Source organism: Verrucomicrobiota bacterium (assembly GCA_039192515.1).
In the GTDB taxonomy this organism is placed as follows: Bacteria; Verrucomicrobiota; Verrucomicrobiia; order Methylacidiphilales; family JBCCWR01; genus JBCCWR01.
This window is the reverse complement of record JBCCXA010000001.1, coordinates 17400-38885: the sequence shown is the minus strand read 5'-3', so window position 1 is coordinate 38885 and position 21486 is coordinate 17400. Positions and strand designations below refer to the sequence as shown.

Below are 21486 nucleotides of genomic sequence, written 5' to 3'. Positions count from 1 at the left end.
TACTATCAGTTAAAGTTGTAGGTTTGAGCAGGGGTGTTGATAAAGATCTTTTGCCATTGTGGTTCTGTGAGTCCTCGCTCGTGCATCACTTTTGAAAATTCGTTCAGTAAAAAACTCAGTCCCGGGCCTCCACCATACTGCTTCCAATACGAAGGGCGAGCCGCATCCATGCCGAGCATGATTTGGTCGGGAAATTCCCCTATCAGTTCCATAACTAATTCGAGTGTTGGATTCGTTTTTGTTTTCCAGCGAAAAGCACTGTCATATTCCACACGCACACCAGTTTGTAGTATGTCTCTATGGTAAGCTGTCTCGGACTTGCGGTCGGTGTGAGAGAGAACAACTTTGTCAAGGCGGACGCCGTCAGAGGAAAGGAGATCAATTTGTTGGATTGCGCCTTCTCCCTGTTCAACATGGGTAAGTATGGGACACCCGGTTTTCAGATGAGCCTTGGCCGCCGCGGAGAATAGTTTCTTTTCATGGGGCGTAGGGCGCTGGCCTCCTGTAGCTATTTTGATCAAACCAGCTCGGTGTTTGGTGCGTTGAGTAATGGGTCCAGAGTAGTCGTAGCAGTCGATGCCATCTTCAATGTCGCGAATAAATAACTCAGCGATTTGGTCTTCGTTATAATGATGGCTCCAGTGTCCATCGTCGTAATATTTAGCCAGGTGTAAGCCTGTAGGACAAAGAATGTGGACTTTGGATTGGCGAGAAATCTCAGCTAACTTCAGGACATTACGCCCGGCATCACAGGGCATGGAATCAACCATGGCTCTCCCGCCGTCTTGATAAAATTGTTTGAGTTCTGCCGTTCCCTTCGCAACCGAATTGAGTCGAAATTCTGGAAAACGTAAAGTAGCCACACTTTCATCGATAATGATGTGTTCATGCGCATAACAAATCCCAAGTTTTTGCGGAGCTATATCTTCTAGAACGGTCCGGATCATGAACTGTTTCTTCCCTTGTAGCTGAAACGCTCGCCAGCCTGTAGTCGCGTAAAGGGTTGATTGAGTTCCCGACAAGATTCTTCAAATAACTCAGGTGAGGCCGTGTTGAACTCGAACATTTCGTAATGACAAGGAATGACTGTCTCGGCTCCGATATCTTTTGCTAGGCGGGCGGCTTCGGCTCCATCACAATTGCCAGCTACCCTGCGTTCCGGTTTATTCCCGTTAATGGGCAGGATAGCAATGTCTACGGGGTTACCGATCGCCTCCTTCATGCCCGTATAGGGAAGGGTGTCTCCGCTAAAGTAAATGCTCCAAGGACCAATTGTAACGACGTAGCCGAGGAAGTAGTGATTCCCTAAGTCATCGGTCTTTAAATCGTTATGAGCCGCAGGGACTGCTCGAAAGCATATATTCCCGCAGTTGACGGATTCTCCAGCATTCATCCAGCAGAAACCTTCTTCCCAATCTCCTAGACGGTCCATAGTGAGCTCTCGGATGGCTCGAGGCAGGATTAGCTTCATGCCCGGATTAGCTTCACGAAGTGGAAGCAGACTTCCGTGATCGAGGTGGTCCGTATGGGCATGACTTGAAGTAACTGCACGAATGCCTGTCAATCGTTGTGGGTCAATGACTTGCTCCGTCATGCGGACATGCGGCTTGTCGGTCTTCGCATACTTTTGGGTTAGTGTTTCGGAGAGATAGGGGTCGAAGAGAAAGCGATCCCTGCCATGGCGAACTAGGAAGCCACTTTGGCCCAGCCACCAGAGATGCAGCCTGTCATCGGGAGCGGATTCGATGTCAGCAAGCAGGACATCATCTTTCTGTAAAGCCTGGATCATAAGGCTGCTATAACTTCTTAAGGACTTCGTGAACGCCAGCTACCATATTCCTTAATTTCTTTTTAGAAGCCCAGCGAGCAGTTTGGCTTAATCCACAATCCGGAGCAAATACTAGCTTTTCCGCGGGTGCGTGTTGAAGGCAGAGTCGAACTCGATCAGCAATGTCCTCCGGAGTTTCGACGTAGTAACTTTTAACATCGATGATCCCGACGGCAACGTCCATACGTTTTGCAATGTCGCTAATGGCTTCGATTTCAGCAAACTCACGACTAGCCATTTCCACATGCATCTCATCAACGTGGAAATCGAGAAAGTCTGGAAACATAGGACCGATCCTGCGCAGACCTACTGCGTGCCCTTTGAAATTTCCAAAGCAGAGGTGAGTGCAGATACGAGCTTTTCCACGGATCGGCTCGACTGTGCGGTTAAAGATGTCGACAAATCTAGCCGTATCTTCCCTGTAGGCATAGCAACTCATTGATGGCTCATCAACACAAATTTCGGTACAGCCTGCCTCCACTAATTTCTCTAACTCATCGCGAATGAATGGCAGGAGTGCTTCGGTGATGGCCCAGCGGTCTGGGTATTGGTTATTTGGAAGGAGCCGACCACTCATGGTGTAGGGGCCGGGAATCGAGGCCTTAAGAGTGGCAGTCGTGTCCCCAGCCAGCTGTTTTAGGCGCTCGAATTCTTCCACAGCACCAAGTCCGCGAGGAGCAGCAAGGCTGCCAGAGATCTTATGCTTTCCTCGTTGATCGTGGGCAGGCGGTCCGTGGAGTCTAGGGCTTTTGGACTCGAGCTCAATTCCTTCGATATAACCGTAGAACGAGAGATTGAAATCAAAGCGTGTTTGTTCGCCATCAGTAACAACATCCAAGCCAGCAGATAGTTGATCATTGAGCGCGGCAATGACAGCATCTTCCTGCATTTCGGCGATATCCGAGGTTCCAAAGGCGTTGAGGTTCTGACTGGCAAATAAAAGCCAGGAGGGGAAGGGATAACTTCCAATGACAGAGGTGCGAAGGGGGTTTTCTTTCATGTGTTTTTAAGAATTTAGTTATTAGACCAGCCGTCCGGGCTGGTGTCGGCGATTGATTTCGGATAGTCCAGGACTGCGCCTTGACTAAGTAATGTATCCTGGAGTTGTTGGTTGGAGAGGTCGCGTGGCGTACAGTTGCTTTCCATAGCCAGCGCACTAGCGGTGCCGCAGGCGTGCCCCATGGTCATAGTCTGACCCATGGAGCGGCACGAAGCATGAGCGTCATGAGTGGCACTAAAGCATCGACCACAGACCAGTGCTTGGTCAGTTTTTTTAGGGATAAAACAACGAAAGGGAACTTCATAGACTCCACCTTCGGGTACATAAGCCCAGTGGGTCTCCTCCTGGCCATCATTCGAAGCACGGTGGTCCTCAATAGGTGCACCGCAGATCAAGACCTTATCCTCGAAACGCCCTCGACTTAGACAATCCTCACGAGTGAGACGGTATTCTCCGTAAACTCGGCGGCTTTCCCTAACGCCTATGCTAGAGGAAAGTCCAATGATATTTGATTTGCCAAAGCCCGGTACACAATCGCGAAGAAATTCCTCGTAGATAAAGGCCTGCCGGCGACCTTCCTGCTCAGCACAAGTTAGGTCGATCGAATCGATTCCAGAGAACCCGGCAACTCGGACTGCTACAGTTGAGACGCAACCTGCAACATTCATAGGATGCACGCTTCCTGCTTTGCGCGGCAGCGGGTGAGTACCTTCTTCTAAGGCTTCAGCCATTTTTTCCATCAGAATTTTTTTTCCGCCCGCCTGGTTATATGCTTCTAAATCCACATTAGCCATTCGGAATGTGGTGGTCATAGTCTGGGAAGGTTCATTTTCTCCTGCACGTTCATATGGAATGCCTCCCAGGTGACAAAAATCCGCGTCGCCGGAAGCATCAATGTAGTGACGGGCCCGGATCCGCCCGAATCCCTGTTTCCCGTGAATGATGACGGATTCAATACGATCGGCCGATTTCTCAACCTCGACTAGGGTTGTGTGCAAACGAGTGTTAACGCCTGCTTGGTAAAGGAGACGGTCCCAAATCAGCTTCAAGCGTTCTGGGTTATAGTTGACACCAGTTCCGGCACCATAAGTGTTAGGACGCAAGAAAACGGCGCCTACTGCATCAAGGGCATCGACAACTTGCTGCCCGATACCACCGACGACTTTGCGCGGTGAGTCCCCTGGGGTAAAGAATCCATAAAAGGTGTCCAATGCTTGCGTAGAAATACCTCCGGGGAAACCTGCGCGGTCAATCAAGGTCACATCAACTGCAGCGGTCTGGCGTGCTGCTAAGGCAGCACTACAGCCAGCAGATCCCCCACCGACAACCAGGATATCTGTCTCAGCAATGAGGGGGATTGCGGATGTATTTAGAATGTTCATCGCTTAAAAAACTGTTTTAAAATTTTGTAGTACATTCTAATCATTACCTATATTTTCGTAATAGCTGGCAATGCGATGCGCATGTTCGTCATAGGCACTTTCAAATAATTCCACCGCGCGTTCCTTGCCCACAACGGCGCCGGCGCTAAGGACTTTCGGAGGGTGTCCTGCGGCAGTTAGGCGCTGAGCCACTTCCGCTTTGATGCAATTGATAATCAGGCATCCACCCACTGTCGAGCCAGGCGCGACCGGAGTATCGAGTCCTTCGACTTGCACCATAGCGTCACCAAGCGGTGCTCCGGTATCAAGCACAATGTCTGAGAAGTCCTGGAGTTTCTTGCCATCTGTCCTTTTGCTCTCACTGGGCTCGGAATGCTGCTTACTGATTAATCCAACAACCTTAACCTTACGCTTCTGAAAAACTTCAGCCATCTCGATAGGAACGATATTACAGCCACTAGAGGAAATCACTAATGCGCTGTCTTCTTTTGACAAATCATAGTTCCTGAGGATCCGTTCAGCAAAACCGGTGACGTTTTCCAAGAACATCGCTTGCCGTTGGCCGTTGGCACCAATGACCAAGTTATGGAAGGAAAGAGATAACTCAACGATGGGGTTGAATCCAGGGAAGGAACCGTAACGTGGCCACATCTCCTCTGTCATCATCCTGCTATGGCCGGAGCCAAAGAGATGGACCATTCGGCCAGCTAAAATGGTTTGCGCAAACAGGTCAGCTGCTTGCTCGATGGTCTTTTTTTGGGAAGTCACGGTCTCGATGAGACCCTGCGCTTTCTCAAGATACTGTTGGGTGGGTGTCATGGGCATTCTTGTTAAGGTTTTCAATAAAATTCGGGATATTCTTGAGGCGGGGAGGCTCAGCGGTGCGAACATAGTAACCTGAATAGAGGACGCCTAACTTGAGGGCTTCCTCCGGGGGAAAGCCTAGTGCAAGGCCGAGGCAGAATCCAGCATTGAGGTGATCACCTGCTCCTGTAGTGATTTTCGGTATGGCGGTGTGTGGGCCCGCAATGGACCAACTTCCATTGGCAGAGGCGCAAGCAGCGAAATGTACTGGATGACCCATGGCAATAGTGATTTCTAGTTCAGCGCGAATAGCCTCCAGTGAAGCTTTCAGAGAATCAGGCTCCGACTCCGGGGGTTGAATTTGTAGGGCACGGCTGATTTGCTGAACTTCATTTAGGTTCATGCCAAGAACGACTTGGCCAAATGTTTCAAAGGATCTAATGAGTTGGAGGACGTTTTTAAGCTCGTCCAAGGAATGCATGGAGGGGTCCGCCAAGTCAAAGAAAAAAAGACGCTCTTGGTTGCGGCCCAATGGAGGTAAGATCTCTTCTACAAACCAGGAGAGAATGGATTCCCATCCGGGAAGACAAGTCCAGTTGAGGAGTGCGCAGAGGTGAGACTTCCGCACCATCTTTTTTATGAGACTTCGATTTAAGATTTTGTCTAGTGTCTCCGCATTAACTTGTTCGTAGTTGGTAAGGGCGGGTAGCATGACTTTACCGTTGTCGAATTCAAGGGCATGGGTCACTGCTGGGTTTGCAATGGAATGAAACGCTATCTCTGATGCTAAAGGGATGTAAGAAGGGTGTAGATCTGGGTAACCTACTGTGCCTATATAGTCGACCTGAACACCTGATGAAGACAAAGCCTTGGCCATAATAGGGCCGTTACCCCCAATCTTTTCTTGTTCGATGACGATTTCAATGAGAGCGCTTTTTTCATCCGCAGCGATGATACGTTCCCCAAAGTCCCTCATTTTCTTAAAAGGGCTAAATTGAGAACCTGTTCCTTCCCGGGACTGGACGGGCTTGCAGATGACATCCACGGTGCCATCGAAGCCTAACATGGCCTGGAGTCGCTGGGTGCGCTCTAAAGCAGCTTCAATGGGTTTCAAGAGAGTTTCGTAGTTGCAGGACATAAGGCACTGTTTATCCGTATTGACCCTCTGAGACAGTCCATCCGCCATCGACAGCAAAAACCTGCCCGGTAACAAAACGGCTTTCCTTAGATAAGAGGTAGGTGGCCAACCCGTCTAGGTCTTCAGGACAGCCAATGCGCCCTCCATCCAAAGGTTGCTTCGTTTTTATAAATGATTGAATTTCATTGTCGCCAGCAGCACGTTGGGCCATCGGCGTTTCCACTAACGCGGGAGCAATGACATTGAATCGAATATTTTCTTCGGCGTAATACGCTGCTGTGGCCTTAGTAAAGCCAATGATGGCCGCTTTCGCGGCAGCATAGACGTGAGTGGAAAAATAACGTGGTGATGGCGAATATCCTAAAACCGATCCCATATTCAAGATTACTCCAGGTGCCCTGTGATCTCGAAAATAGCGAACAGCAGCTCGGTTGCTGAGTATGAGTGATTTGAGATTAAGATCGAGGGTCTTCTCAATTCCTTCCTCAGTTATTTCATGGAGTGGACCGTCGCCGAAGCGCCTCCCACTTCCTCCGGCAACATGATAGAGCCCATCAAAACGTCCAAAGCTCTCGAGGCAGAGTTCGATTGCGCTTGAAGAGGTTTTGGGGTCTATGGCATCCCCGCTAACGGCTTTGCATCGACCGCTTTGAATCCGATCGACTTCTGCTTGGGCCTGGGCAACGCTCTCAGCATTACGCCCAAGGACAATAACGTTGGCACCTTCTTTTATAAACCGTCGCGCAGCTGATAAGCCAAGGCCTGTGGTTCCCCCTATAATTACCAGTGCAGTTTGGTCTAGAGAAGGTGAGGTCATATTGAAAGGTTAATAAGTTAAGCTTAACCCGCATGATGCCATAGAGACTTAAAGATCTGGGCATGATCCTGGTTCCAAGAAACATAGAGTTCCCTGGTAGCAGTGCCTATGGACACGTCTTCAAGGATTCTTTTTTCTATGTGGCTCAAGCAATTACGCATCTCGTTCAACTTCTGTTCTAAAATCCTGCTTTAATTTGAAATAGCTGCTAATCGTGACCTTTGAATTCTGCCATGGCAAGTTAAAAGTCCCATCCGTAGCTACATCACTTAAACAAGCTACAAAGGTTTTAATCTCTCGCTGATACATTCTCATGCATAAGGATAGCTTTTTTATAATGGTGTAAGATCCTATCTCCAGCGAACGTTTCGTTAATGTAGAGGATTTCACCACCTTTTTCCGGTGACGCATTTTTGTGTGATTTGAGGCGTAGGATTAAAACAGTTCTTTTTCTTAGAAAGCGAAGACATATAGTCTGTTATGCCTTACTCAGCATTTATAAGAGGGATCTTTTTATCATTCCCTTTTCAAGCCATGTTTTTGGGGCTCTATATCTTTGAAAATGCTTGGGTAACTATCATTCTGTATCATTTTCTGATGTTGCTCGCTATGAGTATTTCGCTAAGTAATGAAGACTTTTCTAAGATCTTCAAGGGTCTCAATCTTCCAAGTTGTTTATTAATTGGCGGTATTTATTTACAAGCTGGACCGTGTTTGTTTTTTATTCACAAGTATATAGATACGTCATCATGGTTATCAATCTTATCAGAATGGGGATTGAGTGGTTGGAGTCTAGGACTTTTCATGCTCTATTTTTTTACGGTTAATCCAGTGCTCGAGGAGTCCTTTTGGCGCAACTTACTAGGAAGTAAAAGTAAAAAATTGATCATAGAAGATGTCCTTTTTGGCACGTATCACTCCATGATACTCGTTCATTTTGTCCCAGTCTCTATTCTTTTAGTATCAGTGAGTGCTTTGATCATTGCCGCGTATATCTGGCGTCAACAAACAACCCGGTTGGGTGGGACTCTGGTTCCTATTATGACTCATGCAGCAGCAGATTTGAGTCTTATTATGGCACTTTGGTATATAGCAAAAACGACGGCAGCGAGTTGAGAACAGTAGTCTTATGGGAGAATAAAACCTCCAACAGCATAAACCCTTAGATTTGATAATGATAAATAGAAACTTAAAAAATCCGTCTTGGATATAGGCCTCTGGAATTCTCTCTTTTCTTTGCGGCCTAAGTTTTTAGGCATCTCACTGAAAAATAATTACTTCATCCGGGTCTAATTCGTGAAGAGTCTTTTAGTTCGAGGGTTTGAAGACTTCGAATGATTTGCTAAGAAGCCTGTTTCCTTCGAGCCAGTACTCAAAGGTCCACTTGCCGGGCACTAATTCCTCATGTTTCTCCAAAAGGTAGCCAGTTCCTCCTACAACCGCGCCATGAAGGACTTCATAGTTTTCCATGTATTCGTGGCCAGTGCTTGCCACGCCAGTTTTAGAAGTAATAGAGGGGTGCTTAATGACTCGACGTAAAGCAATTTTTTCTCCGTTTTCGTACCTATCCAATCCAAAGACAGCAAAGCTAAAGCCAAATCGAGTGCCGAGTTTAGCCGGGATTTTATCAGTCTGTTCAATAAACCGGGGGTAGCCAATATCGTCACTCTTTTGTGATGTCTTGCCATCGGATACCTCAGGAACCATTTCATAAATTCCATAGCTGATGATATGAACTGGTTCTTTTAGCGGAAGAACTGAATTTCCATAAACATTAGATAAATAGCTATTTAATAATAGAAAGGATAAGAAGAAATTAATTACGACTATTTTCATATTATGCATACTCTCCGGTGATTTTACATTATAGCACTCTGTCAAGTAACTGGTCATAAAGAACTCATTTTTAATGCCTCATAATACGATCTATTAAATAATATGAACTATTTCTCTAAGAAATTAGCGAAGTCATACGTTGTTACTTTGAATGGAAGGTATAGCTAAAGGCATGACTCACAATCATAAGCCAAAAAAGCAACAATGGATTTCCCAATTGGCTACAAAAAATGGGGCTGTGCTCCTTCGTTATGCAGAGTCACTCTGTAAAAACAGAGCTTGGGCAGAGGAAGCAGTTCAAGAGACATTCATGAAGTTGATGAATGAGGAGTCTAAAAAATTAACCGGACGTGAACGTCCTTGGTTGTTTCGGGTTTGCCGCTCAAGAGTCGTCGATATTACAAGAAAAGAAAATCGTATGACATCAATCACCGACAATAAACTTGATCTTGAGCCTGACAAGGGACTAGACCCTTCGAGGCTAGCCGAACAAAAAGATTCGCACAAATTACTAGAGCGGCTTATGTCAAAGCTACCCGAGCAGCAAGGTGAAGTCCTTCGTCTAAAGTATATGGCGGGTATGAGTTACAAACAGATTTCAGATGTTACAAGTCTATCTGTAACCAATGTGGGATTTATTCTTCATACGGCACTCAAAACTTTGCGCACAGAAATAAAGCTTAATCCAGAAGGTGGCTTAAAATGAAAAAAAATTTCACCAGTAAGATAACATCAGATGATCCAATTCTCACAGCTTATGTGCATGGTGAGATTAAGAGTGAAGAGGAATATAGTAGAGTAGAAAAAGCCCTATTCCGCAACCCTGAACTTAGACGAGTAGTAGAAGAAATTGAAGTAGCTGACAAGCAATTGAAAGAGATTTTTGGTGCAGAAGATTTGCCAGAACTACCAGATAGCTTACTCGACAAAATTAACAATCCAGCTGAAACAAAAGCAGCCATAAAGAACAATTCGTCTGTAAAAATGGGCAAGCTGAAGTGGCTCTATTGGGGAGTTCCAACAGCGGTTGCAGCCTGTTTGGGACTGATGTTCTTTACCAGTAATCTAAGTAAAGTGGGCTATGCACCAATTGATAAAGCTAATTCTATGAAAGAATCTAAGCCCCTAAATAAATTACCAACAAAAGACAGTGAGGCTACAGCTAGTAAGAGTAGTCTCCAGAATAATAACATAGCCAGGGCAGGAATAGTTTCGAAATTAGAAAATATTGAGAGCCCTGTTCTGAGGCCGCGAATGGAAGAGGGCCCAGCAGTAGATGCCATGACTTCAAGAGACATAAGCAGTAAAAACGATAAGGATTCCTTTGAAGAAGTAGCTCCGTTTGTTATGGAGTCTACGGAGCCGCCAATGAGCAAATCTCCTGAGAATAGGAGGCTAAGCAAGGAAGAGCTGATAAAAAGGAGCAGCGACCTAGAACATGAGGTGACTTACGGAAGGCAAATAATAGCAAAGAAACTCGAGCATATCTCGCTGCGTGACCAGTGGAATCGTGAAGGATATGATCATATAGAAGAGAACAGCTTTACTTCTCCTCAAGTCGAGCCCTTATCTACTTTTTCAATCGATGTAGACACCGCATCATACGCCAATGTAAGAAGATTTATTGAGATGGGCGAGCTGCCTTCACCTGATGTGGTGCGTTTGGAAGAATTAGTGAATTACTTCGCATATGGAGACTTGGCGCCAAAGGATAGCTCCAAACATCCTTTGGCATTCTACACTGAAGCTGCACCAGCTCCATGGAATGAGGATCATAAGCTTCTGCGAATCGCAATGAAAGCTAAGGAAATGGAATGGGATGAAAGACCAACTAGTAATTTGGTATTTTTAATTGATGTTTCAGGTTCTATGAGTTCGGGAAATAAGCTCGATCTGGTAAAAGATTCCATGAAGCTCTTGGTCAATAAGCTAGATGAGCGTGACAGAGTAGCCATTGTGGTCTACGCGGGATCAAGTGGACTGGTTTTGCCCTCTACACCTGCTGATCAGCAGGAGAAAATATTCTCGGCATTAAATGATCTCAAATCGGGTGGTTCTACAAATGGCGGAGAAGGGATTAGCCTAGCATATAAAGTTGCTGAAGAGCAGTTCATTAAAGATGGAAATAACCGGATTATTCTTTGTTCGGATGGGGACTTTAATGTTGGGGTTTCTGACAGAGGTCAGCTAACACGTCTGATTCAAGAAAAAGCCAACAAAGGAATTTTTTTAACCGTATTAGGCTTTGGAATGGGTAACTACAAAGATGATATGCTAGAAACGCTCTCTAATAAAGGTAATGGCAATTATAGTTATATTGATAGCAAGAAAGAAGCACGTAAAGTACTCGTTGAGGAAGCTATGGGAACACTCCTTACAGTCGCTGAGGATGTGAAAGCACTAGTAGAGTTTAATCCCTCCCAAGTCCAAGCGTATCGTTTACTCGGCTATGAAAATAGGAAGTTGGCAGCTCAAGACTTCAATGATGATAAAAAAGATGCTAGTGAAGTAGGAGCAGGTCATTCAGTTACCGCGTTTTATGAGGTAGTGCCACATGGTGTTGAAATTGATCTGCCCAAAATTGATAAACTGAGCTTCACCAACACAAGTAAAACAAATGATAGTAAAGAATGGCTTCATGTTAAAGTCCGCTACAAGCAGCCGGGTAAAGATAAGTCAACTCGTTTGGATATTGGCCTTGAAGAGAAAAATATTCACAAAAAAGTATCAGAGGCTAGTGAAGATTTTCGTTTTGCTAGCTCAGTAGTCGAGTTTGCTATGGCACTACGTCAATCTAAGTATCTCGCAGAGGGTTCCTTAGAGAAGGCACTCGAGCGGGCTAAACAAAGCACGGGTGTAGATAAAGGAAGTCATCGACATGAATTTGTGATGTTAGTTCAACAGGCACTCAATCTCAGTCGGGATCCTGATCATAAAAAAGAGTAGATTTGCCAAAGTTACGAGGTTCTGTTACTGCCTTAATCTAGATCATTTTTGGGGATGATGGCTTAGTGTTTCTGAGCAAACGGTAACTCAATGTTGCACTTGAAAGAGTAAGCCTTGATTGACTTCATTAACTTTTTCTGACCCGCAAAGTTGTTTAACAATCTCGAAAGCGAATTCAAAACTAACGCCTGCACCTTGAGCCGTGATAAGTTTGCCATCTACAGAGATTTGCTCCTCGGTTCTGGTTCTAGGCAGTTCATTTACTGTCGTGGGATGGCTTGTGAAAACCTTACCATCTAGTATGCCCGCTCTATGTAAGGCAAGGGGTGCTGCACATATGGCAGCTAGCCATCTTCCTTCAAGATCTTGTGCCTTAAGCTTGTTGATGAGTGGTAGGTGGTCACGTAGATGATCAGCACCTGGTCTGCCTCCTGGTAAAACAATAAGATCAAAATCTTGGTCCAAGACATCCTGAAGTAAGCTGCCAGCTAGATGCTTTGTCTTTCGAGATGCGGTTACAGTTCCATGTTCCAAAGAGGCAACGATGACATCTATTCCAGCCCTTCGTAGCACGTCGATAACAACTATGGCCTCTATTTCCTCAAAACCTTTAGCTAGTGGGATGAGTGCTTTCATTATAGAATCATTTATTCATAGATATTTTTTAGATCTCGGTGCAATGTGTCAAAGTTATGATCATCAACGGCAGGAGTAGAATCCTGTTGGCAAGGATCTTCCTTCAGTTCTATCCAAGACTTGCATCCTCCATAGGATTTGTCGTAGTTGAGCTGTATAGGTCTATTTAAATTATAACTTCGAACCAGTGCTAAATGAATGGCCCTAGCATTGTTATATTCAAAGCGCTCATGAATAACTTCTTCTTTCCATATGTGATAGGGGCTTAGAGCTAACACTTTTTCCCAGTCTGTAAGAACGCAGGCGTGAATTACCTTGCAGACAGTCTGAATTGAGACGTCTTGTTTATCATGGCCCTCTAGAGCTTTACCATCATTCCAATTTGTCAATTCGTGCTGTTGATGGAAAAGGGTCGGGTAAAGAGAAAATAAGGAGTGTTTGAATTCAAAACCTTGTTTTCCTTCGGCGATACCGCCTTTCCTAAGAATAATACTTTGCTTTCCAATGCGTAAGGCCTCGCAAACCACCTGCCATTCTTTGAAGGCTATTTTGCTCACGTGTTCTTACCTTTGTCGTCATCAAATAGATGCATATTTTTAGTGAAGTAGTTGAGGCCGGAAAGCAAAGTAAAGAATAATGTAATCATCATAAGAGGTATGACAATCCATTCTCTGGCTGCTGCACTATCTATAAATTGCCAGCCTATATCCTCTGAAGCCTCTAATATTAGAGCTACTAGTGCGGTAACTATTTGTGAAATGGTTTTATGTTTTCCAAGTTTTTCCGCAGCTAAAATAGTTCCTTTGGCAGCTGCCAGCATGCGTAAGCCTGTGATGAGAAATTCACGAGTCACAATACATACTACTACCCATGCTGGAGCCATACCGATGTCAACAAAGTGGATATAAGCCGCAGCAATCAAGATCTTGTCGGCAAGCGGGTCTAAAAGCTTCCCAAAATCTGTGATAAGATTCCACTTTCTAGCAAGATATCCATCTAACCAGTCGGTAATGCTAGCAATGATAAAAATACTTAGTGCCGCTAAACCGGTCCAAGGATAGGGGAGCTCCAGTATAACAGTAAATAGCCCGCAGAGAATGAGGCGTCCTACAGTAAGCTGGTTGGGTAGATTCATGAGCTGCCCTTGTAAGATTACAGTTCCTTAGGCAAGCGTAGTCGTTTCGGCTCTGCTTTGGGGTAGGACCCTTGATTTTCCTCATTTAACCAGATATTGACTACGGATGCGTCTCGCATCGTAACAATAAAAGCCTCTGCAGCCCAGGGAGCATAATCAAGTGGGGGTATCACAGCGCCTTCGTCAATATGGCCTTCAAAAATGGTGTGCTTCCTTTCATTTGACATGCCTTCTACTCGGACCCAGCGCCTCTTCTTTTCAATGCCATTGGCTATGCTAAGCCTCAGTGAGTGGCTGATAAAGGCTGGTGCCGCTGGTTTGACCATGGGAACGGCTGGAGCTGCTTTGGGGACTTCTACGGGTTGGGCTTTGAGCACTTTATCCTCTACAGGTGCTTCTCCAATAAGATCGTCTTCACTGAGGGTTAATGTTTGCGCCAGCTCTATAAGCGGACTTTGCTTTGCTTCTGGAAAAAGTTCCGGCCAGATACGATAGAGGTAAAAGCCTAAAATTACTGCTATGAAAAGGCCTGCTGTAAGAAACATGAGCAAGCCAATACCTACGGGGCTTACTTTGTTGGGTTGCTTACGTTTAGGAATAGCCTCAAGATCCTCAGCATGTAGTTCGCTAAGGTCTAATTCCTCATCTGTATTTCCATCAAAATCACGTAATAAAGACCAAGGGTCTAAACCTAACTCTTTCGCGTAGATGCGAACAAAACCGCGGGCGTAGGCAACGCTGGGAAGGTCGTCAAAAGAATTGGTTTCCAACTTTTGCAAAGCATCCTTTTTAATTTTAGTCCGCTTGGCCGCTTCCTCGATAGTCCAGTTGCGAGCTTTTCGTGCTGACTGTAACCGCGATCCTACATTTCCATTATCCATTTCCCGACTCATGACGTTCTTAAGTATCAAGATCCATTAAGATTTCTCTATCACGGGCCCCCTCGCGAGGTCCTACGACTCCTTGTATTTCCAGTTGGTCCATGACCCAAGATGCTTTGTTGTATCCAATCCGTAAACGTCTTTGAAGCAAAGAAGTGGATGCTCGTTTTTCTTGGCGTATGACTTCTAGGCATCGCTCAATAAGAGCCTCGTCCTGGGGAGAACGCTCCTCTTGTTCGGGAACATCTTTCCTTAGTTTTTCGTGAATTTCTTCATTAAAAATCTGCTCTGAATCATTACCTACAAATTCTACTACATCCTTCACTTCTTCTTCTGAAACAAAAGCTCCCTGCGCTCGCACCACTTTTGAAGAGCCAGGTGGTAAGTAAAGCATATCGCCCTTACCAAGCAAGTTTTCAGCGCCGTTTTCATCTAGTATGACTCGAGAATCGAGGGCACTTGGCACTTGAAAAGCAATTCGGCATGGGACATTTGTTTTGATAACCCCTGTAATTACAGAGGCTCTGGGTGTTTGAGTAGCGATGATAAGATGTATGCCAGCAGCCCTCGCTTTAGCGGAGAGTCTGGCAATAGCTAATTCAACATCCGCAGAACTCGTTTGCATTAAATCTGCAAGCTCATCGATGATCACGACGATATAGGGCATATGCTCGGGTTGCTCCTCGGTATTAGCTGAAATATCTGTCATGCTTAGTAATTCGCCGCCTTCTTCAGAACTCGCTAGGTTATCTGCAGAATTAGAACTGGCAGAGATTTCAGTTTCACTTTCCTTCTTGCGGCGTTTAGCAAGTTTATTGTAAGCAGAAACGTTTCTAACACCCGCTTGTGCCATAGTCCGATAGCGCTTTTCCATTTCATTGATTACCCAGCGCAAGGCGACTAGCACCTTCTTTGGCTCTGTTACAACAGGAACAACCAGGTGGGGCAAGCGATTATAAACCTGCAGTTCAACGACTTTAGGATCAACAAGAATAAGCCTAAGGTCCTCAGGGCTGAAGCGGTAGACTAAACTCATGAGAATGGTATTAACACAAACAGACTTCCCAGATCCTGTGCTCCCTGCAATGAGTAGGTGAGGCATATCTGCTAGGTCCGCCACGATCACTTGTCCATAAACATCCTTACCTAATGCAATAGGTAGCTTGGCACGGGTTGTTTTCCATAATTCTGATTCAAATAACTCACGTAGCACAATCATGAGTTTTTTCGAGTTTCCTACTTCAATGCCAACAGTATCCTTGCCTGGGATAGGTGCTAGTATATTGATTCGTTCGGCTTTAAGCGCGCGGGATAAATTCTTGGACAAACTGGAAATTCTTTCAACCCGAATGCCTGGAGCAGGGTAAACTTCATAGCGAGTGATGGTAGCACCCTTGGTGATATTGCCTGGCTCAACCTCAATCCCAAACTGTTTTAAAGTATGAACAAGGATGTCCAAGTTGTTAGTCATTTCATCGCTATCTTTACCCGCGTTTTGGTCTCGCTGTTTAGGAGTTAGTATGTCGAGGGACGGCACCTTGTAGTCGTCATAAGTCTTTAAGGTAACTTCGGGTATCGGGTCTATTGTTGAGCTGGTAGACTCTGTGCGAGTAGACTCAGACTTCTTATTGTCTAAGGATTTGGAAGCAGAGATAGATTTTTGGGGATCTTTTTTACGAAGTTTAGACTCTGTATAGGCGTCTTCTTCCTCGGAAATATCATGAGGTTTTAGGGCCTTTAGGCCTTCCTTTTCCAATTTTTTGCGAAGTTTCTTTTCTTGCTTAGCCAATTTTTTGCGCTCTATTTCGATACGCTCTATGGGGTCAGCAGACTCTATTCTGATTCGCTCTCGCTCCTTATACCAAGCAAAGGATAACTCCCATATAGAGATGGCGACTTTAATGGGTTTAATTTCAAAAAGTAAAATCAAACTACTAGCGTAGATGGTTGATAATAAAATTGCTGCTCCAACTGTGCCAAGTGCTTGGGAGAGAAGTCTATCGGTAATAAGCCAGCCTAAGGCGCCTCCAGGAGGGACATCCTCAATCATTCCTCCCAACAGGGGTTCAGCAAATTGAATTAAAGCCGCGCCACTAATAATCATAATAGCGAGCCAGATGGCTTTGAACCGATAATCTATCTGAGCGCCAAGAACTAGAGCAATGCCGGCAAGGATCATGATGAAGGGCACTAGATATGCAGCCAATCCTATAGAAAGAAAGAGTCCAGCAGCCACGTAGGCGCCAACAGGTCCGATAAAGTTGACCTTGGGGTCGTTAGCGGGGGAGGTGAAAAAACCTATATCTGAGCGGTCATAGGATACAAGTGCCAGAATCAATAATAATCCTAGTCCCGAGAGAATAATCGCGACTGTGTCTTGAATAAGTTTTAACTCAACCTGTGCTCTGGGCATAAAGCTACTTACCGAATTATTTATATCCCCTGTCGGGCGAATTTTCAACATATCCAAGAACTCCGGAGAATCTTCGAGTCTTCTAGTAAAGTTGCAGAACGGAATAAATGCAACCCTTTGCTAAGAAGCTGTGAAAAAAGTCTCAAGGAATTAAAACCTATGGCAGTTCGGCTTTATAAGGTTACTTGGCTGCTAGATAAAGAAGGGCTTCTTTAGAGCGAACTAGCATACCCTTTTCTAGGACTACTGGAGTAGCAAAGAAGTCTTCTTCCTCAAGATTATAATGAGCCAAACGCTTCTTTGTCTGTTTTGCTTCGTATACAAAGACTTCACCGATTTCAGTGATACAAACAATTTTACCATCTGCCATGATGGGTGAAGCATATAAATACGCTTCCGTTTCTAATTCGTCCTGCCATATAACCTTGCCGTTACTGGCGTTGAAACAAGTGAGCACCTTACTTCGACCATCTAACACATAAAGTATGTTGTTGTGTACGATAGGCGTGCAGGCATCTGGGATAGCTCCTTTATACTCCCACAGCTCCCTAATAGCTCCACCGTCTGAAGCTACTTGATAAGCCCGGAGCACTTGGCCTCTTGGAAGAGGGTAAAAAATGGTGTCATCTTGTACACAGGGAGTCGCGACTTGTCTCCAGTTGCCATACTTTTTCAAAGTAATCATCTGCCTCCACCCCTCTTTGCCGTTTTCAAGAGAGTGCCAAGTAAGGCAGTCACCCCCAGCTAGGAGGATGCCATCATTGTTCTGATATTTCATTGGCAGTGGAGTGCTGTAGGAGCGAGGGCTCTCCTTTATAGCTTCTGTAGGTCGATCGATTTCCCACAGGGTTTTACCTTCCTTAGGGTCTAAGGCTAAGAGGAATGATTTTCCATGTTTCACTTCCCGCAAAAGAGCTATGATGAGTTTATTATCTTGCAGAATTGGGCTTGAAGCATAGCCGAAGTTATCTATGAACTTTCCGTAGTCTTTGGAAAGATCTCTCTTCCATATCAACTTTCCATCCTGGTCTAATGCAGCTAGATTTCCTGTAGCAGTTAGAAAATAAATATTCTGACCATCAGAAACCGGTGAGGGCGCTGCGGTGATAGATTTCCTCATATACTCTTTACCGCTCCCGAGTCTGTATTCCCAAAGTTTTTTCCCATCTTTGAGGTCTAGTCCCATGGCTAAAGTTTTCTTCCCACTGTCGCTTAATGAAGTAAGAAAAACTTTATCCTTAATAACTACCGGTGTGGATAAGCCAGGTCCCGGTAAAAGGGTTCTCCATGTTAACTCCTTGTTCAAAGGTATTCCACTGCCTTTGGATACGCCTGTGTAATAAGGACCTCGCCAGTTTAACCAGTCAACTGTATTTGCATCAGTTGAGCAGGTAAGCCAGGGGAGTATTGCGAATACGGATATAAGTCGGTGTATCATAGGGTATAATTGGCCAGTAAATAACTAAGACGCACACTATTATGCATGCTTAGAATAGCAAGCATTAAACCCGTATGATGTCCCTAGGGTCTGCTAGAGGTACCACCTTTCTAGGACCCATGTCCCACTGCTATCTGGATGAGTACTCCGCATGCTTGATCGCTTCGCCTTCCCTGACCTGTAAGGTCTAAGCTCTGACGAAGCGATTGATACATCTTCGTCGACGCTCTTTTTTAGTGGTGCAAGCTTTTACGCATCTCGTTCAACTTCTATGACACCAGCTGGTTTAAAGGGCCTGGTCATATTCTTCTTCGATGGAAGTCTCCTCAATGATAATAGGTTCACGAATCTGGTTGAGTTGGGCAAAATTGCGCACTCTCTGCAAGACGACAGGTGTAAGCGTATGGCCTGCTCCGACTAGCTTAAGGCCTTCCAAGGTTTGCAAATCATCGAGTAGAACATATCCAGGCTTTAGGTTCTCAATGATGACCTCTGCCCTTGGTGCTTCTTTTAAGTATCTTTCTAGCCAAGAGTTAGTGCGCTCAAGTAAAGCTGGATCATACCAACCCTCTCGAGCTTTAATATAGTCTAATGCTTTTGGTCGAGTCATGTCCATAGATTCCATGGTTTCCACCTGAATAATATCTTGTAGCAATTTTATAATTCTTGCGCCTAAAGGAATATCCTTACCTGATACACCATCTTCGGGAAAGCCAGTTCCATCGAATAACTTGTTTTGATACAGAATGATATGAGCAATCTCATCAAGTCGTGGAATATTTTGGAGAAGGTTTGCACCCAATTCTGGCATGCGCCGGATCATATCTTTCTCCGACGGGGCTAGTGGCTCTCCATCAACATAGCGTTCGATGACATCTGGTGGTATTGCCATGTAGCCAATCGAGCTCAACATAGATGCTACTTCGAGCTTCCAGGTATCTTGCAGTCCGAGTTCTCTAGCAAAAGTTCGAACATAATCTCTTAGTTTTTGCGAATGCCCGAAGGAAGGCGGCTGAAGCATGCAAAGAATATCCGTCAGCACTTTGACGGAACCTTTCAATGTTTTCTCTAAAAGCTCGCGCTCTGCCGATATGAGGCGGTATTGTTTGATCCCGCTATCTAAGGCCATAGCAAGCATTTCGTTCGGACATGGTTTAGTTAGAAATTGGTAAACATGCCCCCTATTAACAGCGTTTATGGCTGTAGATTGGTCGGTATTACCTGTAAGCATGATTCGTGAAGTATCGCTATGCTCTTTATGGAGGGTAATTAACAAGTCTAAGCCAGACATTTCTGGCATTTTCATATCTGCAACGACCACGGCATATGGCCCTTTTTCTTTAATGGCAGATAATGCCTCTATTCCGTTAGGAGCGGTATCGAACTGATAACGATCTCGAAAGTTTCTTTGATAGGCTGCTAGAATCTTTGGATCATCATCGACATACAGAATTTTATCGGTCATCTCTCTCCCTCAACATGATTAGCAAGGAGAGTTTTAGGAGAACGCTGGTTCCTCGCCATTTCCTTTTGTATGCCAACAGGTAGTGTCATGATGAAAATAGTGCCCTTGCCCTCCTCGGTTTCAAAATCTAGCGAGCCTTCATGCCGGTCTAGCACAATGGTTCTAGACATAGCCAGACCTTGACCAGTTCCCTCTCCCACCCCTTTAGTTGTAAAAAAGGGTTCAAAAATTCTGGGGCAGTGCTGTTCGGGTATTCCAGCGCCTGTGTCGCGTATTCTCATCTCGACATTATTACCCAAATACCTGCTGCGGATAGCTATGGTTCCTTTCCATCCCTTGTCATGCAAAGGCTCTGCGTGCTTGACGGCATGTACCGCATTGGTAATGAGATTTAGCACGACTCTTTGAATTTCATCTGGCACACAGTCAATTAATGGCATGGAGGGATCTAGGTAGGTCAATACCTGTGCGTGATGCTTCCATTGCGTGCGGGTCATCATAATGGCTCCCTCAATGGCGCGATTAATATCAAAGCGAACTTTTTTACCTGTGCCAGGATGAGAAAACTCATTCATGGTTTTGACTATTTTGGTGACATGGTCGATCCCTTCGAGAGAGTCGTTTAAGGCTCCCGGCACTTCAGATTTTAAGAAATTCAAATCAAGATTTTCAATGGCTCTGCGGATTTCATCTAAACTGTTTTCTTGCCCTTTGGAGGCAAGAATTTTGAGCTTGTCTAGAATCTCTAGAGCTTCATTGGCGCTTTTTTCTAAAAAACGCAAGTTCTCGTGCACGTATTGAATGGGAGTATTTACCTCATGAGCAACGCCCGAAGCCAAGCGGCCAATTGACTCAAGTTTTTGTGCCTCACTGAGCTGTCGTAGGACTCGATTATGCTTGGTGACATCTCTAACCCAAACCATGAATGAGATCACTTGATTGAGGCGATTGAGCACTGGGAAGGCTTGGAGGCTTAATTCTCTAGGCCGTCCATCAATGCCGATCCAACGGCATTCATAGTCACCGGCAGCAGCGAGATCAGCATTTTCAATGACCTTGGTAAACTCTTTATAAAGCACCTCCAATCGGCTCATTTTCTGCCCCTCAAGAGTCTCAGGAGTGGTTTGTAAGAGTAATGAAAAAGATTTATTGCAGTAGACGATGGAGGGATCAGTCTCATCAGAGGTGAAAATCACAACACCATCTGAGGCTTGTTCGACAGCGCTTTGAACTAATCGCAGGCTATCTTCAACCTCTACGAGTTTCTTTTCACGCTTGAGTTGCTTGAGAGTTCGTTCAATAACAGCGGGGATCATCTCAATTAGCTCGCTGGTCTTTACCAGGTAGTCAGCTGCGCCATGTCTCATCCAATCTACAGCTAGAGCAGTATCTGAGAGTGCGGTAATAAGGATGAAAGGAACGGCACGATTGGATTTATTTAGCCTATCTACAAGATCATCCGCAGTAATGTCAGGTAAACCTAAGTCTAATAGAAGAAGATCAATATCCCCCTGCAGTATGTATTCTAGAGCAGCAGTGCCCTCTTCGAAACAAATGAGATCTATTCCCAATTTTTGAACTGCACACTTCAGTACTCTAAGAAAATTGCGGTCGTCGTCTACCGCAACTACCTTGACATGGCCCCAACTCCCTGTGTCACTCTCTACTGCCATTAGCTCCTCTAGTAGTGAGACATTTTATAGTACACGCTCGCTAAAGAGTTTCTGATTTTGAAGAATCAACGGACTCCCTATGGGAAGTATCGAC

The 21486-nt window shown here is 45.1% G+C and carries 20 protein-coding genes; 3 read left to right on the top strand and 17 right to left on the bottom strand.

The window, feature by feature from the left end:
* Positions 1–5 precede the first annotated feature (5 nt).
* The 8 genes from AAGA18_00170 to AAGA18_00135 form a co-directional block, all read right to left on the bottom strand.
* Entirely contained in the window at positions 6–947 is a 942-nt protein-coding gene (locus AAGA18_00170) for an aryldialkylphosphatase (protein MEM9443739.1), read from the bottom strand.
* Positions 944–1789, bottom strand: a complete 846-nt coding sequence (locus AAGA18_00165) for an MBL fold metallo-hydrolase (protein MEM9443738.1) — start codon at positions 1787–1789, stop codon at positions 944–946. The genes AAGA18_00170 and AAGA18_00165 overlap by 4 nt, the downstream gene beginning before the upstream one ends.
* 7 nt (positions 1790–1796) lie before the next feature.
* On the bottom strand, positions 1797–2828 hold the full coding sequence (locus AAGA18_00160) for a methionine synthase (GenBank protein MEM9443737.1): 1032 nt from the start codon (positions 2826–2828) through the stop codon (positions 1797–1799).
* A 14-nt stretch (positions 2829–2842) separates the two neighbouring features.
* Positions 2843–4210, bottom strand: a complete 1368-nt coding sequence (locus AAGA18_00155; protein ID MEM9443736.1) for an FAD-dependent oxidoreductase — start codon at positions 4208–4210, stop codon at positions 2843–2845.
* A 36-nt stretch (positions 4211–4246) separates the two neighbouring features.
* Positions 4247–5029, bottom strand: coding sequence for an SIS domain-containing protein (locus AAGA18_00150; protein MEM9443735.1), 783 nt, complete (start codon positions 5027–5029; stop codon positions 4247–4249).
* On the bottom strand, positions 5004–6152 hold the full coding sequence (locus tag AAGA18_00145) for a carbohydrate kinase family protein (GenBank protein MEM9443734.1): 1149 nt from the start codon (positions 6150–6152) through the stop codon (positions 5004–5006). The genes AAGA18_00150 and AAGA18_00145 overlap by 26 nt, the downstream gene beginning before the upstream one ends.
* 10 nt (positions 6153–6162) lie before the next feature.
* Complete coding sequence (locus AAGA18_00140) at positions 6163–6969, bottom strand: SDR family oxidoreductase (protein MEM9443733.1); 807 nt, start codon at positions 6967–6969, stop codon at positions 6163–6165.
* 153 nt (positions 6970–7122) lie between these two features.
* A complete protein-coding gene (locus AAGA18_00135; GenBank protein MEM9443732.1) occupies positions 7123–7359 on the bottom strand; it encodes a hypothetical protein in 237 nt (78 codons plus the stop codon).
* Between the two features lie 90 nt (positions 7360–7449).
* Here AAGA18_00135 and AAGA18_00130 point away from each other — a divergent pair, with 90 nt between their 5' ends.
* Entirely contained in the window at positions 7450–8085 is a 636-nt protein-coding gene (locus AAGA18_00130; GenBank protein ID MEM9443731.1) for a CPBP family glutamic-type intramembrane protease, read from the top strand.
* A gap of 192 nt (positions 8086–8277) precedes the next feature.
* On the opposite strand, the gene AAGA18_00125 is transcribed toward AAGA18_00130, so the two are convergent.
* Positions 8278–8805 (bottom strand): DUF3859 domain-containing protein, encoded by a 528-nt coding sequence (locus AAGA18_00125; protein MEM9443730.1) that lies wholly within the window; start codon positions 8803–8805, stop codon positions 8278–8280.
* Between the two features lie 151 nt (positions 8806–8956).
* Here AAGA18_00125 and AAGA18_00120 point away from each other — a divergent pair, with 151 nt between their 5' ends.
* Both AAGA18_00120 and AAGA18_00115 read left to right on the top strand, forming a co-directional pair.
* Complete coding sequence (locus AAGA18_00120; GenBank protein MEM9443729.1) at positions 8957–9511, top strand: sigma-70 family RNA polymerase sigma factor; 555 nt, start codon at positions 8957–8959, stop codon at positions 9509–9511.
* Positions 9508–11751: a von Willebrand factor type A domain-containing protein gene (locus tag AAGA18_00115; protein MEM9443728.1), complete on the top strand. Its 2244-nt coding sequence runs from the start codon at positions 9508–9510 to the stop codon at positions 11749–11751. Before AAGA18_00120 ends, AAGA18_00115 begins: the two co-directional genes overlap by 4 nt.
* A gap of 87 nt (positions 11752–11838) precedes the next feature.
* Here the strand turns inward: AAGA18_00115 and AAGA18_00110 are convergent, their stop codons facing one another.
* The 8 genes from AAGA18_00110 to AAGA18_00075 form a co-directional block, all read right to left on the bottom strand.
* Complete coding sequence (locus tag AAGA18_00110; protein ID MEM9443727.1) at positions 11839–12387, bottom strand: DJ-1 family glyoxalase III; 549 nt, start codon at positions 12385–12387, stop codon at positions 11839–11841.
* An 11-nt stretch (positions 12388–12398) separates the two neighbouring features.
* Positions 12399–12944 carry a DUF1802 family protein gene (locus tag AAGA18_00105; GenBank protein ID MEM9443726.1) on the bottom strand — a complete coding sequence of 182 codons (546 nt, stop codon included), beginning with the start codon at positions 12942–12944 and terminating at the stop codon, positions 12399–12401.
* The gene (gene pgsA / locus AAGA18_00100; protein ID MEM9443725.1) at positions 12941–13522 is read right to left on the bottom strand and encodes a CDP-diacylglycerol--glycerol-3-phosphate 3-phosphatidyltransferase; all 582 of its coding nucleotides are present in this window, start codon (positions 13520–13522) and stop codon (positions 12941–12943) included. Before pgsA ends, AAGA18_00105 begins: the two co-directional genes overlap by 4 nt.
* Before the next feature lie 17 nt (positions 13523–13539).
* Entirely contained in the window at positions 13540–14415 is an 876-nt protein-coding gene (locus tag AAGA18_00095; GenBank protein MEM9443724.1) for a helix-turn-helix domain-containing protein, read from the bottom strand.
* Positions 14416–14422: 7 nt separating this feature from the next.
* The gene (locus AAGA18_00090) at positions 14423–16867 is read right to left on the bottom strand and encodes a DNA translocase FtsK (GenBank protein ID MEM9443723.1); all 2445 of its coding nucleotides are present in this window, start codon (positions 16865–16867) and stop codon (positions 14423–14425) included.
* Positions 16868–16997: 130 nt separating this feature from the next.
* A complete protein-coding gene (locus AAGA18_00085) occupies positions 16998–18254 on the bottom strand; it encodes a PQQ-binding-like beta-propeller repeat protein (GenBank protein MEM9443722.1) in 1257 nt (418 codons plus the stop codon).
* Between the two features lie 286 nt (positions 18255–18540).
* On the bottom strand, positions 18541–19719 hold the full coding sequence (locus AAGA18_00080; protein ID MEM9443721.1) for an HD domain-containing phosphohydrolase: 1179 nt from the start codon (positions 19717–19719) through the stop codon (positions 18541–18543).
* A complete protein-coding gene (locus tag AAGA18_00075; GenBank protein ID MEM9443720.1) occupies positions 19716–21392 on the bottom strand; it encodes an ATP-binding protein in 1677 nt (558 codons plus the stop codon). The genes AAGA18_00080 and AAGA18_00075 overlap by 4 nt, the downstream gene beginning before the upstream one ends.
* Positions 21393–21486: the final 94 nt, after the last annotated feature.